This window comes from Rhodovulum strictum, assembly GCF_009649175.1.
GTDB classification, from domain to species: Bacteria; Pseudomonadota; Alphaproteobacteria; order Rhodobacterales; family Rhodobacteraceae; genus Rhodovulum; species Rhodovulum strictum.
This window is the reverse complement of the sequence record NZ_WJPO01000014.1, coordinates 75,091-90,425: the sequence shown is the minus strand read 5'-3', so window position 1 is coordinate 90,425 and position 15,335 is coordinate 75,091. Positions and strand designations below refer to the sequence as shown.

Annotated in this window: 13 protein-coding genes; 7 read left to right on the top strand and 6 right to left on the bottom strand. The window is 68.1% G+C overall.

What is annotated here, in order from left to right:
- The first annotated feature begins 458 nt into the window (after positions 1–458).
- The 4 genes from GH815_RS10460 to GH815_RS10445 all read left to right on the top strand — a co-directional run bounded on the left by GH815_RS10460 (position 459) and on the right by GH815_RS10445 (position 4,432).
- Positions 459–1,766, top strand: coding sequence for an O-acetylhomoserine aminocarboxypropyltransferase/cysteine synthase family protein (locus tag GH815_RS10460; RefSeq protein ID WP_153748720.1), 1,308 nt, complete (start codon positions 459–461; stop codon positions 1,764–1,766).
- Between the two features lie 111 nt (positions 1,767–1,877).
- Entirely contained in the window at positions 1,878–2,849 is a 972-nt protein-coding gene (locus GH815_RS10455; protein WP_153748719.1) for an aliphatic sulfonate ABC transporter substrate-binding protein, read from the top strand.
- A 10-nt stretch (positions 2,850–2,859) separates the two neighbouring features.
- Positions 2,860–3,672: an ABC transporter permease gene (locus GH815_RS10450; protein WP_153748718.1), complete on the top strand. Its 813-nt coding sequence runs from the start codon at positions 2,860–2,862 to the stop codon at positions 3,670–3,672.
- A gap of 10 nt (positions 3,673–3,682) precedes the next feature.
- The gene (locus GH815_RS10445; RefSeq protein WP_153748717.1) at positions 3,683–4,432 is read left to right on the top strand and encodes an ABC transporter ATP-binding protein; all 750 of its coding nucleotides are present in this window, start codon (positions 3,683–3,685) and stop codon (positions 4,430–4,432) included.
- Positions 4,433–4,479: 47 nt separating this feature from the next.
- Here the strand turns inward: GH815_RS10445 and GH815_RS10440 are convergent, their stop codons facing one another.
- The 6 genes from GH815_RS10440 to GH815_RS10415 all read right to left on the bottom strand — a co-directional run bounded on the left by GH815_RS10440 (position 4,480) and on the right by GH815_RS10415 (position 10,716).
- Entirely contained in the window at positions 4,480–5,619 is a 1,140-nt protein-coding gene (locus GH815_RS10440) for a trans-sulfuration enzyme family protein (RefSeq protein ID WP_153748716.1), read from the bottom strand.
- Positions 5,612–6,121: an OsmC family protein gene (locus GH815_RS10435; protein ID WP_153748715.1), complete on the bottom strand. Its 510-nt coding sequence runs from the start codon at positions 6,119–6,121 to the stop codon at positions 5,612–5,614. The genes GH815_RS10440 and GH815_RS10435 overlap by 8 nt, the downstream gene beginning before the upstream one ends.
- The gene (gene acs, locus GH815_RS10430; RefSeq protein WP_153748714.1) at positions 6,118–8,067 is read right to left on the bottom strand and encodes an acetate--CoA ligase; all 1,950 of its coding nucleotides are present in this window, start codon (positions 8,065–8,067) and stop codon (positions 6,118–6,120) included. Before acs ends, GH815_RS10435 begins: the two co-directional genes overlap by 4 nt.
- 65 nt (positions 8,068–8,132) lie before the next feature.
- Positions 8,133–8,924, bottom strand: a complete 792-nt coding sequence (locus GH815_RS10425; RefSeq protein WP_153748713.1) for a MetQ/NlpA family ABC transporter substrate-binding protein — start codon at positions 8,922–8,924, stop codon at positions 8,133–8,135.
- A 36-nt stretch (positions 8,925–8,960) separates the two neighbouring features.
- The gene (locus GH815_RS10420; RefSeq protein ID WP_153748712.1) at positions 8,961–9,626 is read right to left on the bottom strand and encodes a methionine ABC transporter permease; all 666 of its coding nucleotides are present in this window, start codon (positions 9,624–9,626) and stop codon (positions 8,961–8,963) included.
- Complete coding sequence (locus GH815_RS10415; protein ID WP_153748711.1) at positions 9,616–10,716, bottom strand: methionine ABC transporter ATP-binding protein; 1,101 nt, start codon at positions 10,714–10,716, stop codon at positions 9,616–9,618. The genes GH815_RS10420 and GH815_RS10415 overlap by 11 nt, the downstream gene beginning before the upstream one ends.
- A 495-nt stretch (positions 10,717–11,211) precedes the next feature.
- Between GH815_RS10415 and GH815_RS10410 the strand changes: the two genes are divergently transcribed.
- The 3 genes from GH815_RS10410 (at position 11,212) to GH815_RS10400 (ending at position 15,334) form a co-directional block, all read left to right on the top strand.
- The gene (locus GH815_RS10410; protein WP_153748710.1) at positions 11,212–12,012 is read left to right on the top strand and encodes a MetQ/NlpA family ABC transporter substrate-binding protein; all 801 of its coding nucleotides are present in this window, start codon (positions 11,212–11,214) and stop codon (positions 12,010–12,012) included.
- A 13-nt stretch (positions 12,013–12,025) separates the two neighbouring features.
- Positions 12,026–13,678: an AMP-binding protein gene (locus tag GH815_RS10405; protein WP_153748709.1), complete on the top strand. Its 1,653-nt coding sequence runs from the start codon at positions 12,026–12,028 to the stop codon at positions 13,676–13,678.
- Positions 13,679–14,116: 438 nt separating this feature from the next.
- Positions 14,117–15,334, top strand: coding sequence for a radical SAM protein (locus tag GH815_RS10400; RefSeq protein ID WP_153748708.1), 1,218 nt, complete (start codon positions 14,117–14,119; stop codon positions 15,332–15,334).
- Position 15,335 lies beyond the last annotated feature (1 nt).

Genomic DNA, 15,335 nt, shown 5'->3' with positions numbered 1-15,335 from the left:
CTGCATCTGGGCGGCGTCCTGCTTGCCAGCAGCGTGCATCGCGAAAACCTCGCCCGCGCCATGATCACCGGCGACAAACGCCCGTAAACGGGCAGAACCCCGGCCGCGCACCCGGCGGCCGGGGAACGCGGCAAGTCGGAATGGTCGGGCTTGCCCGAGGCCAGACATGTCAGGCGCCATGGCGGCCGGTTCGGCTCCGGATCGGTGCGATGCTGACCGGCGCGGATGCCGGATACCGCTGTCGCGGCGCGAGACCCGGCGCCGGGCCGTTGTGCTGTTGCGCATCACCGAAGAAGGACCGGACCGGCCGTCCCGCCGAGAGAAGGATTTTCTCTGCCGGGGGGCCGTTTCAGGAGGCGGAGCCTGCCCGGGGCAGGTCTTTGGAATTCAACGGAATCGGAATTTCTGGCTAATTCGCGACAAGACAGATCGTCTTTTCGCATCAATCGGAGAGTCCAATGGCCAGTCAACGCAGCGAGACGCTTGCGCTTCACGCGGGATACCGCGCCGACCCGACGACCGGGGCAGTCGCGGTGCCGATCTACCAGACGACATCGTATCAGTTCCGCGACACCGACCACGCCTCGGCGCTGTTCGCATTGCAGGAACTGGGCAACATCTACACCCGCATCGGCAACCCGACGACCGACGTCCTGGAACAGCGCGTGGCCGCGCTCGAAGGTGGCGTGGCCGCGCTCGCGGTGGCCTCGGGGCAGGCCGCCTCGGCCTTCTCGATCCAGAACATCGCCCGGGCGGGGGACAACATCGTGTCCTCGACCGACCTTTACGGCGGCACCTGGAACCTGTTTGCCAACACGCTCAAGGATCAGGGCATCGAGGTGCGTTTCGTCGATCCCGCCGATCCCCAGGCCTTCGTGCGCGCCTCGGACGAGCGCACCCGCGCCTGGTATGCCGAAACGCTGCCCAACCCCAAGCTGGAGGTGTTCCCCATCGCCGAAGTGGCGGCGCTCGGCCGGCCGCTGGGAATCCCGCTGATCGTGGACAATACCGCGGCGCCCTTGCTGGTGCGCCCGTTCGACCACGGCGCTGCGGTGGTGGTCTATTCCTCGACCAAGTATCTGGGCGGGCACGGCACCTCGATCGGCGGGCTGATCGTCGATGGTGGCAATTTCGACTGGGCGGCCCACCCCGCCCGCCAGCCGGCGCTGAACACCCCCGATCCCAGCTATCACGGCGCGGTCTGGGTGGAGGCGACGGCACCGCTGGGGCCGGTGGCCTATATCATCAAGGCACGCACGACGCTCTTGCGCGATCTGGGCTCGGCCCTGTCACCCTTCAACGCCTTCCTGACCTTGCAGGGGATCGAGACGCTGGCGCTCCGGATCGAGCGGCACAGCCAGAACGCGGCAAGGGTGGCCGAGTTCCTGTCCGGCCGCCCCGAAGTGGCGCGCGTCATCCATCCGGGCCTTCAGACCGGCATCGCGGCCGAGCGGTCGGAGAAATACCTGACGCATGGCAAGGGCGGTCTGGTGGGCTTCGAGCTTGCCGCCGGGCGCGAGGCCGGGCGGCGCTTCATCGACGCCCTCACGCTGTTCTACCATGTGGCCAATATCGGTGATGCGCGCAGCCTTGCGATCCACCCAGCCTCGACCACCCATTCGCAGCTGACCGCCGAGGACCAGATCAAGACCGGCGTGACGCCCGGCTATGTGCGCCTGTCGGTCGGGATCGAGCACATCGACGACATTCTGGCCGATCTGCAACAGGCTCTGGAGGCCGCGGGCCAGCAGAGCTCGGCCGCCTGAGCGTCAGCCACTCTGTCCCGCTGCGCCTCCGGGTGCGCGGGCGCTTGTTTCCGACCCCATCTGACACAGCGCGCCGCGATACTGTCGGCGCCCCACCGGAGAGACATTTCCATGACCCTGACCCGCCGCCTAGTCCTTGCAGCCAGCGCCGCGCTGGCGCTGGCCGCTGCCGCCCCTGCCATGGCGGATGCGCCAAAGGAAATCCGGATCGACTGGGCGACCTACAACCCGGTTTCGCTTCTGATCCGCGAAAACGGCCTTCTGGAGCGGGAATTCGAGAAGGACGGTATCGCGATCACCTGGGTCCAGTCGGCCGGGTCCAACAAGGCGCTGGAATTCCTGAATGCGGGCTCGATCGATTTCGGCTCGACCGCCGGTTCGGCGGCGCTGCTGGCGCGGATCAACGGCAACCCGATCAAGTCGATCTACAGCTATTCCCGTCCGGAATGGACCGCGCTGGTCACCCGGAGCGATACCGCCATCGCCTCTGTCGCAGACCTAAAGGGCAAGACCGTTGCGGTCACCCGCGGCACCGATCCGCATGTCTTCCTGGTGCGCGCGCTGGCCGAGGCCGGGCTGGGTCAGGACGATGTAAGGACCGTCCTGCTGCAACACGCGGATGGCCGGACCGCCCTGATCCGCGGCGATGTGGATGCCTGGGCCGGCCTGGACCCGATCATGGCCTCGGCCGAGCTGGAGGACGGCGCGGTTCTGTTCCACCGCGATCCGGGGGCGAATACCTGGGGCATCCTGAACGTGCGCGAATCGTTCCTGACCGACTATCCCGAGATCGTCGCCCGCGTGCTGAACGTCTACGAGGCCGCACGCCAGGAGGCGGTGGCGAACCCCGATGAACTCAAGCGCATCTTTGCCGCTGTCACCGGCCTGCCCGCGGCGGTGATCGACCGGCAGCTGGACGAGCGCACCGACCTGTCGCAACCCCGCATCGGCGCGGCGCAGCGCGATGCGATCCTTCAGGCCGGGCTGGCGTTGCAGGCCGCGGGCGTGATCGAGGTGTCGGTGGACGTGCCCGCGACGGTGGATGTGCTGCTGGACGACCGCCTGCCGGTGCCGACCAATTGAGGCGGTGGCGATGACCGATACCTCGCTTGCAGCGCCGCGCACCGCCGCGCGGCGCTTTCCCGGCCCCGGACTGGCGCTCGGGCTTCTGCTGCCCTTGGGCCTTGCGCTGATCTGGGAAGCCGCGGTGGCGGCCGGTCTGAACAATGGCCGGCTGTTCCCGCCGCCCTCGGTCATCGCTGGAACCCTTTGGGCTCTGTGGCAGACCGGCGCGCTGGCCGACCATGCGCTGGCCACGCTCGGCCGCGTCGGGGCGGGCTTCGGGCTGGGGGTGGCGGCGGGCACGGTCGCCGGGGCGCTGACCGGCTATTCCCTGCTGGCAAGCCGCCTGCTCGACCCCAGCCTTCAGGCGCTCAGGGCGATCCCCTCGATCGCCTGGGTGCCGCTGTTCATCCTGTGGTTCGGCATCTTCGAGGCATCGAAGATCGCGCTGATCGCTGTGGGCGTTTTCTTCCCGGTCTATCTGGGCCTGATGGCGGCGATCCGGTCGGTGGACCGCAAGATCGTCGAGGTCGGCCGCATCTACCGGCTGTCGGGTCCGGAAATGGTCTGGCGCATCCTGTTGCCGGCGGTTCTGCCCGCCTATGTGACGTCGCTGCGCTCCGGGCTGGGGCTGGGCTGGATGTTCGTCGTCGCCGCCGAGTTCATGGGCGCGTCCGAGGGGCTGGGCTATCTGCTGGTCGACGGACAGCAACTGGGCAAGCCCGCGCAGATCGTCGCCGCCATCATCGCCTTTGCCATTCTGGGCAAGATCACCGACAGCCTTCTGGCCTGGGCCTCGACGCCGTTCCTGCGCTGGGAAGACGGCTTTGCCAACCATCGCTAGGGATTTCGGAATGCTTGCACTCGACAATATCGGAAAGACCTATCCCAACGGGGTTCATGCGCTCGACGGCATCGAGCTGCGGGTGGATCTGGGCGAGATCGTGGCCGTTCTCGGCGGTTCGGGCTGCGGGAAGTCCACGCTGCTGCGGCTGATCGCGGGGCTTGACCGTCCCGATCCGGGGCGGGTGACGCTGGACGGAACCGACATGAACGGCCCGCACGAAAAGATCGGCGTGGTCTTTCAGGAGCCGCGGCTGCTGCCTTGGCTGAGTGTGGCCCAGAATGTGGGCTTCGGTCTGCGGGGCAAGCGCCTTGCCGAACGCCGGAGGCTGATCGAGGACGCCCTGCAAAGGGTCGGGCTGGCAGACAAGGCCGATGTATGGCCGCGCGAGCTGTCGGGCGGACAGGCACAACGGGTCTCGATCGCCCGCGCGCTTGTCACCCGGCCCGAGGTGCTTTTGCTGGACGAGCCGTTCTCGGCACTGGATGCCTTTACCCGGATCGACCTTCAGGACCATCTGCTGCATGTCTGGGCGCAGACCCATCCGCGGCCCACGCTGATCGTGGTGACCCATGACATTGACGAGGCCATCGTGCTGGCCGATCGCATCGTGATCATGCGGCCCCATCCCGGCCGCGTGCAGGCCGAGATCGCGGTCGATCTGGATCGGCCGCGCGACCGCGCCGCCCATGCGTTCGAGGAGTTGCGAAGGCAGGTAATGGCCGTGCTCGACCAGTCCCTGATCCACCGGCTGGACTGAGCGGGGCCGGACAGTGCGGCCGGGCCTGTCCCGGGTCCGGCCGCCGGTTACCCCAGCGCGGCGGACAGGTCGGCCCAGAGATCTTCGGCATCTTCCAGCCCGACCGACAGGCGCAGCAGATCGTCGGGCACCGGAGAGGTTGGACCCTCAATGCTTGCGCGGTGCTCGATCAGGCTTTCCACCCCTCCAAGCGAGGTCGCCCGCGTCCAGACCCTTACCCGCGCCGCGGTGGCGATGGCGGCCTCGCGCCCGCCCGCGACCCGGATCGACAGCATACCGCCAAAGCCGCCCTGCATCTGGCGCAGGGCGGCGGCGTGCCCGGGACTGTCCGGAAGGCCGGGATAGAGCACCCCGGCCACCTTCGGATGCGCTGCCAGCCGCGAGGCCAGAAGCGCCGTGCTGGCGCATTGCCAGCGCACCCGCGCAAACAGCGTGCGCAGGCCCCGCTGCAAGAGCCACGCCTCGAACGGGCCGAGGATCGCGCCGTTCTGGCGCAGGACAGCCTCGATCCGGGCCCAGAAATCGTCGCGTTGTGCCGTGGTCAGCGTACCCGCGATCACGTCGCTGTGCCCGTTGAGGTATTTCGAGGCCGAGTGCATCACGATATCTGCCCCCAGCGCCAGCGGCCTGGTCAGCACCGGCGTCGCCACGGTGGAATCCACCGCCAGCCGCGCCCCGGCCGTCCGCGCGATGTCCGCGATGGCGGCGATGTCGGCCACCTCCCATGTTGGGTTGGCGGGGGTTTCCAGCCAGATCAGCCGGGTCTGCCCCGGCCGCACCGCGGCGGCGACGGCCGCCGGCTCGGAGGTGTCCACCAGATCGACCGCCAGCCCCCAGCTTGTCGCGAAGTCGAGAAGCCAGCCGCGCAGCGCCCAGTACATCACCCGGGGCGCCACCACATGATCGCCGGGAGAGAGCGCAAGGAAAACAGCCGTCGCAGCCGCCATCCCCGAGGAAAACAGCAGCGTTGCCGCACCCCCCTCAAGCCGGGTCAGCGTATCGGCTGCCGCCGCGAAGGTCGGGTTGTCGGCGCGGGCATAGACGCGGCCGCGGGCATAGCCCAGATCGGCGTCGCGCGCATAGGTGGTCGAGGCATGGATCGGCGGGATCAGGGCGCCGGTGGCCCCGTCGACATGCCCCAGCGCCTGCGCGGCGAGGGTCTCCGGGGCACGCGGACGGTCAGTCATGGGTGGCCACGTCCAGCGACAGGGCGGGCGGTACGGTCAGGGTCTGGAACACCACGCAATAGCGTTTGGCCAGCTTCGTCAGCGTGTCGATCCGGTCCTGCGGTTCGGGCGTATCGAGTTCGAAGCGCAGCCGGATCGCGGAAAAGCCGACCGGTGCCTCGCGGTCGACGCCTAGCGTGCCGCGGAAATCCAGATCGCCCTCGGCGGTGACGGTGCCGCCGCGCAGCTCGAAGCCGATTGCGGTCGCCACCGCGTTCAGCGTCACGCCCGCGCAGGCCACGAGTGCCTCGAGCAGCATGTCGCCCGAACAGGCCTGCGCCCCGCTGCCGCCGGTGGCCGGATGCAGTCCCGCCTCGACCAGTGCGCGGCCCGTCTCGACCCGGCAGGACAGGCCCTCGCCCAGGGCCCCCGTGGCCCGGAGGGTGATCTGCGCCGCGCCGGCATCGGTCTTGTAGCGATCCTTCAGCGGCGCCTGAAGCGCGCGCAATTCCTCTGCGTTCATCTCTGGTTCTCCAGGCTGGCCCGGTGGCGGCGAACGATCTCGTCCACCGCTTCTGGATCGGCCAATGTCGTGGTGTCGCCCAGATCGTCGTAATTCCCCGCCGCGATCCTCGCAAGCACGCGCCGCAGGATCTTGCCCGCCCGGTTCTTGGGCAGGGCAGGGGCCCAGAGGATGGCCTCGGGGGTGGCGATCGGGCCGATCCGCTCGCGCATCAGCGCAACGAGCGCGGCCCTGAGCGTGCCGCTTTCCGGATGTCCCGACTTGAGCGTGACAAAGGCGAAGATCGCCTGTCCCTTGATCTCGTGCGGGATGCCCACCACGGCTGCCTCGGCAACGGCGGGGTGACTGGCCAGAGTGCTTTCCAGTTCGACCGTGCCCAAGCGGTGACCCGACACGTTCAGTACGTCGTCGATCCGTCCGGTGATGCGGTAATAGCCGTCGCGGTCGCGTTCCACCCCGTCGCCGGTGAAGTAATGGTCGGGGAAGGGCGCGAAATAGGTTCGGATGAAGCGGTCGTGATCGTTCAGGATGGTCCGGGCCTGTGCGGGCCAGGACCCGGCGAAGCAGAGGCTGCCGCGCCCCGCGCCCGCCACCGGGCGGCCTGCGGAATCCATGACCACCGGGCAGATCCCGAAATAGGGCTTGCCCGCGGCGCCGGGCTTGTTCGGCACGGCCCCCGGGATCGGCACCAGCAGCACCGAGCCGGTCTCGGTCTGCCAGTAGGTGTCGACGATCGGGCAGCGCCCACCACCGACGACACGATGCAGCCACCGCCAGGCGTCAGGGTTGATCGGCTCGCCGACCGAGCCCAGCACGCGCAGGGATGACAGGTCGTGGCGGAGGACGGGCGCTTCGCCCTCGCGCATCAGCGACCGGATCGCGGTCGGCGCGGTGTAGAAGATCGCGACGCGGTGCTTCTCGATGACCGACCACCAGCGCGCATGGTCGGGAAAGGTCGGAATGCCCTCGAACAGGACCGAGGTGGCCCCGTTCAGCAGCGGCCCGTAGATCTTGTAGCTGTGGGCGGTGACCCAGCCGATATCGGCAGTGCACCAGAACACGTCGCCCTCGTGCCAGTCGAAGATGGTGCGCCAGCTCGTGCCGACCTGCACCAGATAGCCGCCGGTGGCGTGCACCAGCCCCTTGGGGCGCCCGGTGGAGCCCGAGGTGTAGAGCACGAACAGGGGATCATCGGCGCCGACCTCGGCGGGCGGGCACCAGGGATCGGCCAGGGCGAGGGCGGCACCCCAGCGGATATCCCGTCCGGGGGTCAGCGGCACCCGAGCACCGGTGCGGGCCGCGACGATCACGTGATCAACGCCCCCCGCCGCAGCCACGGCCCGGTCGGCATTGCGCTTGAGCGGCACGACACGGCCACCGCGCAGCCCCTCGTCTGCGGTGATGACCACGCGCGCCCCGGCATCGCGGATCCGGTCGGCCAGGGCCTCGGCGGAAAAGCCGCTGAACACCACCGAATGAACCGCTCCGATGCGAACGCAGGCCATCATCGCCACGATCGCCTCGGGGATGACCGGCATGTAGATCGTGACCACATCCCCCTTGGCCACCCCCAGACCGCGCAGCACGTTGGCGAGGCGGTTGACCTGATCGGCCAGTTCGGCCCAGGTGACGGTGCGGCTTTCGCCCGGCCGGTCGCCCTCCCACAGGATCGCGGGCCGGTCGGCCTTGGCAGGCAGGTGACGGTCGATGCAGTTGACCGAGGCGTTCAGCGTGCCGTCTGCAAACCAGCGGATGCGTAGGTCGGCGGGATCGAAGCTGGTGTCCGAAACCTCGCGGAACGGGCGGATCCAGTCGATAAAGGCTGCCTCCTCCTCCCAGAAATCCTCGGTTGTGCGCAGGGACTCGGCATAGCGGCGGCGATAGGTCGGCTGATCGACATGCGCGCGCGCCGCAAGGGTCTGCGGGATGGGAAACAGTTCGGACATCGGGTTTCCTGAAGATATGGATGGGGGTCGCCGGGGAGGGCGGCGACCCCCGGACCGTTCCTGCCTCACCAGGCCGGCAGGACGGAACCGCTGAATTTGCTGTTCACGAACTCGCGCACTTCGGGCGAGTGATAGGCCTCGACCAGATCCTTGACCCAGGCGGCATCGGCATCCACCTTGCGCACCGCGATCAGGTTCACATAGGGTCCCTTGGGGTCTTCACGCAGGATCGCGTCCGAGGGGGTCAGGCCGGCTTCGGTGGCATAGTTGGTGTTGACGGCCGCCGCATCCACATCGGGCAGCGCGCGTGCGGTCTGCGCCGCGTCGATCTCGACGATCTTCAGCTTCTTCGGGTTCTCGACGATGTCCGCCACGGTGGGAGTGAAGCCGACGCCCTCGCGCAGCTTGATCGCACCGTGGTCGTTCAGCAGCAGCAGCGAGCGGCCGCCATTGGTGGGATCGTTCTGGATCGCGATGGTGGCGCCTTCGGGCACGCTGTCCCAGTCGGCGTGCTTCGTCGAGTAGATTCCGAGCGGGAAGTTCACCGTAAGGGCCACTGGCACGATGTCATAGCCCCGGTCGCGGATCTGGTTGTCGAGATAGGGCTGGTTCTGGAAGCTGTTGGCCTCGATCTCGCCAGCGTTCAGTGCCTCGTTCGGCACCACGTAGTCCGAGAACTCGATGATCTTGATCTCGAGCCCCTTCTGGGCGGCGATCGGGCGCACCGCCTCGAGGATCTGGGCATGCGGGCCCGGCGTCACGCCGATCCGCAGGGTTTCGGCCAGCGCCGGAAGGGCGAGCAGCCCGGCTCCGGCAGCGCCCAGAAAGAGGGCGCGGGAAAGCAGGTTTCGATACATGTCATTCTCCGTCGTGAGTTGAGGAAACACTGCCGGTCACTGCCGGCGTATGCGCTTGTTGAGGTGGATGGCCAGCCGTTCGCCGGCGGTTTGCGTGGCCTGCACAAGCAGCACCAGCACGAGCACCACCACGGCCATCACCTCGGGCATGAAGCGCTGATAGCCGTAGCGGATCCCCAGATCGCCGAGACCGCCGCCGCCCACCGCACCGACCATGGCCGAGTAGCTGAGCAGGCTGACCAGCGCCAGGGTCAGGCCGAGCACGATGCCCGGCAGCGCCTCGGGCACCAGCACGCGGGTCACGATCTGCAAGGGCGTGGCGCCCATCGCGCGGGCGGCCTCGATCAGGCCGTGATCGACCTCGCGCACCGCGCCCTCGACAATGCGGGCGATGAAGGGCGCGGCGGCAATGGACAGCGGCACGATGGCCGCCGTGGTGCCGATCGAGGTGCCGGCGATCGCGCGGGTCAGCGGCACGATGGCCACCACCAGGATGATGAAGGGCGTCGAGCGGGTGGCATTGACGATGACGCCGAGGACGGCGTTCAGCCAGGGCGCCGCGAACAGTTCGCCCCGCTTGGAGTTGGCCAGAAACACCCCCAGCGGTATGCCGGCGGCCGCGCCGATCAGGCCGGATATGGCGACCATGTAAAGGGTGTCACGGGTGGCCTCGACGATGAGGCGGATCAGTTCAGGCGACATGGGCGACCTCCTCGATGGCGAAGCGCGGATCGGGCAGGGCGGCGCGCAGGCGGGTCAGCGGCAGGGTCGCGGGATCGAGCAGCGCCAGCACCACGCCGAAGGGCCGCCCTGCAATGCTGTCGATCCGCGCCGAGACGATCTCGCAGGCGGGGCCAAAGGCGGCCAGCCGGGCCAGCGCGACGCCGGTCTGCCCGGCCAGCGTGATCCTGACCACGATGCGCCCGCCGGTCTGCCCGGGGGCGAGCCTGCGCGCCTCCAGGTCCGGCGGCAGGTCCACCCCGGTGGCGGCCACCGCGAACCGGGCGGCAATGGCCGTGGCAGGGCGGGTGAAGACCTCGAACACCGACCCGGTCTCGACGATCTGCCCGGCCTCGAGCACCGCCACCTGGTCGCAGACTTCCTTGATGACGGGAATCTCGTGGGTGATCAGCAGGATGGTGACCCCGAGTTCGGCGTTGACCTGGCGCAGCAGGCGCAGGATCGACAGCGTGGTTTCGGGATCGAGCGCCGAGGTCGCCTCGTCGCAGAGCAGGATGCGCGGATCGTTCGCCAGCGCCCGTGCGATGCCGACGCGCTGTTTCTGCCCGCCCGAAAGTTCGGCCGGATAGCGGTCGCGCTTGTCGGAGATTCCGACCAGATCGAGCAACCTGTCCACGCGCGCCTTGATCCGGTCCGTCGGCTCGCCGGCAATCGCCAGGGGCAGCGCCACGTTCTGGAACGCCGTGCGCGAGGACAGAAGGTTGAAATGCTGAAAGATCATCCCGATCGAGCGCCGCTCGCGCCGCCAGCCGGATTCGGACAACCCGCCGACATCGCGGCCGAACAGCCGAACCGTGCCCGAGCTTGCATGTTCCAGCCCGTTGACCAGCCGGATCAAGGTGGACTTTCCCGCGCCGGACGGTCCGATCACCCCGGTGATCGAGCCCTGCGGCACGGTCAGGCTGACATCGCGCAGCGCGGGAACCGGCGCATGGCCGCGGCGGGCCGGATAGGCCTTGGAGACGTGCTCGAACGCGACGGCGGGGGCGGCATCGGGCGCCGGGGCGGCCGGAGTGTCGGGCAGATCGGGGACGACGCGCAACAGGCTCATGGGTGGTCTCCGGCAACGGGGCGCGGGGCGGACGATCGACGGAACATGCGGCAACCTTCAGTTTTCATGTCAGTTTCCCAGAGCCGTCTTGATAGTCGCCGGGCCGTTTCCTGACCAATCCAAAGACCGGCGGATTTCGGCGGTTCCAGTCTCCGCAGGGCGTTGCGGGGAGAAAAGCATTCCCGCGCCGCCCCCGCCGGTCCGGCCTCGGCGCGCGGCGAGTCGTGCCGCCGGCCGACGGTCCGGCCCGCCCGCCGCACCGCCCTGCCCGGTCGAAAGGTCGCAGAATTTGCGCTTGCCGAACGGATTTTCCCCTGACGCCCCCCTGTTCGGAGCAGAAATCTCCATCAGGGCAGTCGTGTTTGGAATTCGGCTTGACGCCCTCCGCGCCTATTGTCGGCGCCGGTTTGGCGGCTCCCGCCCGGACCGCCGCCGCAACGGCTGCACCGGTTGCGCCGCTGGCGAAAGCAACACTCTGAAGAACGAGGAAGACAGATGAACACGACTCGCCGCAACCTGATCGCGGTCCTGGGCCTGAGCGCCGCGCTGGGACTTGGCGCAATCGCGCCCGCCTGGGCCGAAAACCCGCTCAAGATCGGCGTCTCGGCCGGACCCTATGGCGACATCCTGCGCTACACTGCCGAGCTGGCCTCCGCCAGGGGGATCGAGGCCGAGATCATCGAGTTCACCGACTGGCCGCTGATCAACGACGCGCTGGCGCGCGGCGAGCTTGACGCCAACAACTTCCAGCACATCCCCTATCTGCAGAACCAGATCAACGCGCGCGGCTACGACATCGTTGCGGGCCCAGCCTCGATCGTGGTGCCGACCGGGGTGTATTCGGCGCGCCTGGCCTCGCTTGCCGACCTGCCCGAGGGCGGCCAGATCGCGATCCCGAACGATCCGAGCAACGCGGCGCGGGCGCTGTTCCTCCTGGAAAAGGCGGGCGTGATCCGGCTGCGGGATGGGGCGGACATTTCGGCGACGGTGATCGACATTGCCGAGAACCCGAAGAAGCTGCGCTTCGTCGAGCTCGATGCCGCGCAACTGCCGATCTCGCTGCCCGATGTGGATGCCGCGGTCATCACGCTGAACTATGCGGTTCTGGCCGGGCTCGACCCCAAGAAGGCCCTGATCCTGGAGGACGAGCACAGCCGCTGGCACCTGGTCTGGGCCACCCGCCCCGACAATGCCGAGGATGCGCGGCTGAAATCGTTCATCGAGCTGTACCGTTCGCCCGAGGTGAAGGAGTTCATCGCCGAGCGGTTCGACGGCACCATCCTGCCGACCTGGTAAGGAGAGCGCGGCAATGCCCTTTGCACAGGATCGCTGGACAGGTCTGTCGCCCACGGCGGCAACGGATGTGCCGCTATCGCCGGTGTCCTTCCTGCGCCGGGCGGCGCGGATCTGGCCAGGTCAGGTGGCGGTGATCGACGGTGAGCGGCGCTTCACCTGGGCCGAATACGCGGATCGGTGCCGACGTCTGGCGGGGGCACTTGCCGCGCTTTCGGTCGAGCCGGGCGACGTGGTGGCGGTGCTGGCGCCGAACGTGCCGGTAATCCTGGAGGCGCATTTCGGAGTGCCGCTGGCGGGGGCGGTGCTGAACCCGCTCAACACGCGACTGGACGGGCCGGGGCTGGCCTTCATCCTTGCGCATAGCGAGGCGAAGGTGCTGCTGGTCCACGAGAGCCTCGCGCCGCTTGCGGCCGAGGCACTGGCCAGCTTGGACCGACCACCGACGGTGCTGCTGGCGGGCGAAGGCCCGCCGCCCGCGGCCCTGCCGGGAGCGGCCAGCTACGAGGCGGCGCTGGCCGCGGCCGCCCCCGCGCCCTGGCGGCTGCCCGGGTCCGAATGGGATCCGATCGCTGTCAACTACACGAGCGGCACCACGGGCAACCCCAAGGGCGTGGTGCTGCATCACCGCGGCGCCTATTTGGCGGCGCTGGCGAACATGACGGTGCTGGGTCTGGCGCATGAAAGCCGGTATCTGTGGACGCTGCCGGCCTTTCACTGCAATGGCTGGAGCGGAATCTGGGCGTCGGCCGCTGCCGGCACGACGCAGGTCTGCTTGCTGCGGGTCGATCCGGTGGCGATCCTGAACCGGATCGAGAAAGAGGCGATCACGCATGTCTGCGCCGCGCCGGTGGTGCTGACGATGATGCTGAACGTGCATGGGGGGGTGCCGGAGCGGGGACCGGACAGCCGGAGGGTCGTGATCGGCACCGGTGGCGCGGCGCCCACCTCGGCGGTGCTGGGCGCTGCGGCGGCGCGCGGCTTCGAGGTCATCCACATGTACGGGATGACCGAAAGTTATGGCCCCACGACGGTCTGCGCCCCGCAGGCGTTCTGGGCCGGACTGCCCGCGGCGGAACTGGCGGCGGTCCGCGCGCGGCAGGGGGTGCCGCTGGTCGTGGTCGAGGATGTGACGGTGCTCGATCCGGGCAGCGGTCTGCCCGTTCCGGCCAATGGCCGCACGCTGGGCGAGATCGCCTTTCGCGGCAACACGGTGATGCTGGGCTATCTGAAGAACCCGGAGGCAACGGCCGAGGCGCTGGCGGATGGCTGGTTGCGAACCGGCGATCTGGGCGTGCTGCATCCCGACGGCTATGTCGAGGTCAAGGATCGCGCCAAGGACATCATCATCTCGGGCGGGGAGAACATAAGCTCGCTCGAGATCGAGGAGGTGCTGTCGCGCCATGCCGCCGTGCTCGAGGCGGCGGTGGTGGCCGAGCCGCATCCGTTCTGGGGCGAATCTCCTGCCGCCTTCGTGACACTGCGCCCGGAGGCACCCGCGCCGACGGAGCGGGAACTGATTGCCTGGGCGCGGGATCATCTGGCGCATTTCAAGGCCCCGCGCAGGATCGTGTTCCGCGAGTTGCCCAAGACCGCGACGGGCAAGATCCAGAAGGCAGTCTTGCGCGAGGAAGCCCGTCGGCTTGCCGCGGAGCAACCGGCCGCCTGACAAGGGCTGCGATGCGTCCGAGCCGCAGCCCCCGACCGATCGCCGCGGGACAACCGTCGCATGAGGTCGGGCGGCCCGGGAACCGGAATGCGTGTTCCGGCCAGTCCGGGCTCGCCTTCTCCGGGGGGCGCGGAAATCAGCACAAAACCACTGTGCGCGCCGAAAACTTGGAATGGAGCCCGGCGCCGCAACATGTAACCTCTAAATCACGATGGGTATTCTGATGTTTATCAGGCCCGTATTCCGGAACTCCGGTTCAAGCGAAAGAGGTTCTCAGATGGCGCTTCCCTTCTCATGGCTGCCGTGCCGCGCAAGTCGTTCGACGACCACATCCCGCCCCGCTCGGGCCGGTGCGGGGTGCCTTGTGGTGTCGGCAGAATTCGGGCCGCGCGATCCGTCGGCGGCGCATTGCCCCGGAAAGGTTTGAGGAGACAGGACATGCCGGACACGCAGATCGGGCTGAAGGACCGGCTCTGGAAGGAGCTGGCGCTGAAGGCGGAGTTGATGACGGATGGCGTCGACATCACCCACGAGGCGCTGGAATACCTTGCGCCCGGGGTCAGGACGCAGGAGCAGGTGCACACGCTCTTCGAGATGGATTTCGAGGTGCATGACGGCGAGATGCCGGCCTATTTCCGGCTGCCGCTCGGGCTGGTCGTGCCGTTCCGGTGGAACCGGGAGTCGCGTCACCGGATCGAGTTGGACGGGGACCGAACCATCGTCGTGAAGCGCGACGAAGAACTGGCCGAAGCGCATTTTCCCGAGCGCCCGGGCTATTACGGGCTCAAGACCTCGGACGGGGCGTCAATGGCCACGATCGGTTCGCTGGGGTCTGACCGGCAGTTCTTCGTCGCCTATTCCAACGAATGTTCCTACAAGGACAAGGGCGAGGACTGCCTGTTCTGCAACATCAACTTCACCAAGGATACCTATGGCGAGAAGTCGGGAATCTTCTGGAAGACCGCAAGGCAGATCGGCGAGACCTATGCCGAGGTCCATCGCCAGGGCCTTGTCGACCACGTCAACATCACCGGCGGCGTGATCCCCGAGCGCCGCGAGCTGGAATATTACCTTGACGTTGCGGAATCAATCCAGCGCCATTCGGGGGTCGAGGATTTCAACGGTACCGCCGTCGTCGCGGCGCCGCTCGATCTGCGCAACCTCGATCGGTTCCGCGAGGCGGGCTATCGCACCGCCGGGCTCAACCTCGAATTCTGGGACAAGGGCATCTACAATGCCATCTGCCCCGGCAAGGCGCGCGACTCCGGCGGCTGGGACCACTGGCTGCGGGCCATCGAGTATGCGGTGGGCGTGTTCGGCCATGGCAATGTGCGGTCGAATTTCGTGGCGGGGATCGAGCCCAAGAAGAGCCTTCTGACCGGCATCCAGTATCTTGCCGACAAGGGCGCGGTCGGGACCGCCTCAGTCTGGTGCCCGAACCCTGGATCCGACCTCGAAGGCCATCGGGCGCCCGAACCCGGCTGGTATCTCGACCTTGCCCACCACATTGCCGTGATCTGGAAGCGGGCCGGGTTCACCTGGGCCAATCTCTACGACTCGAATGCCTCGGTCGACTCGCTCCAGCACGACATCTGGCGGATCGAGGCCGAGACGCTGCCGGTATTCGGCGAGCTGGCGTTGAGCGCGGCCGAGTGAG

Excerpts from the sequence above, each read along its gene's own strand:
- GH815_RS10410 (WP_153748710.1), top strand. The coding sequence starts at position 11,212 with ATGAACACGACTCGCCGCAACCTGATCGCGGTCCTGGGCCTGAGCGCC.
- GH815_RS10425 (WP_153748713.1), bottom strand. The coding sequence starts at position 8,924 with ATGTATCGAAACCTGCTTTCCCGCGCCCTCTTTCTGGGCGCTGCCGGA.
- acs (WP_153748714.1), bottom strand. The coding sequence starts at position 8,067 with ATGTCCGAACTGTTTCCCATCCCGCAGACCCTTGCGGCGCGCGCGCAT.
- GH815_RS10440 (WP_153748716.1), bottom strand. The coding sequence starts at position 5,619 with ATGACTGACCGTCCGCGTGCCCCGGAGACCCTCGCCGCGCAGGCGCTG.
- GH815_RS10400 (WP_153748708.1), top strand. The coding sequence starts at position 14,117 with ATGCCGGACACGCAGATCGGGCTGAAGGACCGGCTCTGGAAGGAGCTG.
- GH815_RS10405 (WP_153748709.1), top strand. The coding sequence starts at position 12,026 with ATGCCCTTTGCACAGGATCGCTGGACAGGTCTGTCGCCCACGGCGGCA.
- GH815_RS10435 (WP_153748715.1), bottom strand. The coding sequence starts at position 6,121 with ATGAACGCAGAGGAATTGCGCGCGCTTCAGGCGCCGCTGAAGGATCGC.
- GH815_RS10415 (WP_153748711.1), bottom strand. The coding sequence starts at position 10,716 with ATGAGCCTGTTGCGCGTCGTCCCCGATCTGCCCGACACTCCGGCCGCC.
- GH815_RS10450 (WP_153748718.1), top strand. The coding sequence starts at position 2,860 with ATGACCGATACCTCGCTTGCAGCGCCGCGCACCGCCGCGCGGCGCTTT.
- GH815_RS10420 (WP_153748712.1), bottom strand. The coding sequence starts at position 9,626 with ATGTCGCCTGAACTGATCCGCCTCATCGTCGAGGCCACCCGTGACACC.
- GH815_RS10460 (WP_153748720.1), top strand. The coding sequence starts at position 459 with ATGGCCAGTCAACGCAGCGAGACGCTTGCGCTTCACGCGGGATACCGC.
- GH815_RS10455 (WP_153748719.1), top strand. The coding sequence starts at position 1,878 with ATGACCCTGACCCGCCGCCTAGTCCTTGCAGCCAGCGCCGCGCTGGCG.
- GH815_RS10445 (WP_153748717.1), top strand. The coding sequence starts at position 3,683 with ATGCTTGCACTCGACAATATCGGAAAGACCTATCCCAACGGGGTTCAT.